This window comes from Deinococcus rhizophilus, assembly GCF_030271215.1.
Taxonomy (GTDB): Bacteria; Deinococcota; Deinococci; order Deinococcales; family Deinococcaceae; genus Deinococcus; species Deinococcus rhizophilus.
Window position 1 is genome coordinate 1 of sequence record NZ_JASNGB010000318.1, and the last position, 1508, is coordinate 1508.

The 1508-nt window shown below is 77.8% G+C and carries 1 pseudogene; it reads left to right on the forward strand.

What is annotated here, in order from left to right:
• A pseudogene (locus QOL99_RS16995) lies at window positions 1-1508 on the forward strand (hypothetical protein); the annotation flags it as partial.

The window sequence follows — 1508 nt, forward strand, 5'->3', positions numbered from 1 at the left end:
GGACCCTCGCGGCGCTCCCCTCCGGCCCTCTGACCGGGCGGGTCAACCTCCTGCCCGCGCTGGGGGGCCGGGTCCAGACCAGCCTCTCCCCCTTCCTGGCCGACCTGCCCGCCGATCTGCGGGCCGCACTCGTGGCCGGGCAACTCATCGCGGACGTGACCCCGGACGGCGCGGCGCTGGGCAGCTCCGGGGGCCGCTACCTGGGCCAGCCGCTGGGCCTGCGGGCGCGGGTGGACTGGCGGCGCGGGGTGCGGGCGTCGGGCACGCTGACCCATCCGGGAAGCCGGGTGCCCTTCGCCTACGACGGGCGCGACCTGCGGGTGCGCGGGGCGAGGCTGGATGCCCGCGTGCTGCGGCCCCTCGTGGAGGCGACCGGGCAGGTCACCGCCGACCTGACGCTGCCGGGCCTGGACCCGGAGCGGGCGAGCGGGCGCCTGGGCGTGGACGTGCGGGCGCTGGGCGAGCGGGTCACGGGCCGCGTCACACTGCGAGGTGGGCAGCCTGCGGGCGAGGTGCGTGGCGGGCCGCTGCGCCTGAGGGTGCGGGACGGAGGACTGACGCTGACAGGCGAGTTGGCCGACCATGCCCTGACCGCGACCGCGCGGCTGCGGGGCCTGAGCGACGTGTCGGACGTGCGGGCGAATGTCACGGGCCCCTATCTGGAGGCGAGCGCGGCGGGCGACCTCACCGCCCTGCGCGGGACGGTCCGGGTGCGGGAACAACGCTTCGGGACGGGCGACGCCAGCCTGACCCTGCCTGCGCAGACCCTCCCGCTGACTGCCGCCCCCACGGCGGGCCGGGTCACCCTGGGGGGCCTGAGCTTCGCCGGGGGACGCTGGGCTGGAGGCACCGAGCTGCGCTACGCCCTCGGCGGACGGGCGGGGACGGTGGCGGTGCGCGGCGGGGGCCGGACGCTCGCGGCACTGCCGTCGGGTCCCCTGACCGGGCGGGTCAACCTCCTGCCCGCGCTGGGGGGACGGGTGCAGGCCGACCTCTCCCCGCTGCGGGCGGGCCTGCCGGAAGGGGTGCGGCAGGACCTGAGCCTGGGGTGGCTGCTGGCCGACCTCTCCCCGGACGGGGCCACCCTCCGCACGGGCGGCAGCCTCTACCTGGGGCAGCCGCTGACCCTGCGCGGGGCCGTGTCGTGGCGGGGCGGCGTGCGGGCCGATGCCGAACTCACGCACCCGGGAAGCCGGATTCCCCTGACCTACGACGGCCGGGACCTGCGGGTGCGCGGCGCGAGGCTGGATGCCCTCGTGCTGCGGCCCTTCGTGGAGGCGAGCGGGCAGGTCACGGCCTCGCTGACGGTGCCCGGGCTGGACCCCGACCGGGCGGATGGGCAGCTGGGAGTGAACCTCACCGCCGCCGGGGAGCGGGTCACCGGGCGAATCACCCTGCGGAATGGAGTGCCAAGCGGCGAGGTGCGGGCCGGGCCACTGCGCCTGACGGCGCGGGACGGGGTGCTGGCGCTGACGGGCGAGGCCGCCGACCACACGCTGAGCGCGACC